This is a genomic window from Kitasatospora nipponensis (genome assembly GCF_039528135.1).
Classification (GTDB): domain Bacteria; phylum Actinomycetota; class Actinomycetes; order Streptomycetales; family Streptomycetaceae; genus Kitasatospora; species Kitasatospora nipponensis.
In genome coordinates, this window is sequence record NZ_BAAALF010001207.1 from 1 (window position 1) to 507 (window position 507).

Genomic DNA, 507 nt, shown 5'->3' on the forward strand with positions numbered 1-507 from the left:
GCGGCGCGTGCGAGTCACCCGTGAGTGGAGCATGTTCGCACCCCTTGAGGAAGGTCAGTCGGGTTACGCCCAGGTGGGCGTAGATGGGGGCAGACCTTAGCGGCTCATGGCCGGTTCCTTAAGTACCTGAGGTTACGATCGGGCTACTTGACAAACTTTTTCCGGCGAGAAATTCATGGGCCGGAAACCGAAGGTGCCCGAATTCCCGTGGTTTCAGGCGCTTCCACCGAGATGACTAGACCATTCGGAGGAATAGCGGACGTCGGCCGCGTTCCAGGGTTCGTCCACCGCGAACCAGCCGGTCTCGAAGCGCTGCCAGCGCTCCAGGTGCGGTCTGGACCACTCCCCGTCACGCGCGAGGGCCCGCTCCAGCCGCGCCGTGCGGTCCGCATGGTCCAGCCAGCACAGCACGGACGTCGAGTCCCGCACGGAGCCGCGCCCCGAGGACACGCCTTCCAGGACGAGCACACCGGGTACCGGAACGTCGACCTGCGCCCCCGGCACGGG

Annotated in this window: 1 pseudogene; it reads right to left on the bottom strand. The window is 66.1% G+C overall.

Annotation, left to right across the window (positions count from 1 at the left end):
* Positions 1-213: 213 nt before the first annotated feature.
* A pseudogene (locus tag ABD323_RS45690) lies at positions 214-507 on the bottom strand (hypothetical protein); the annotation flags it as partial.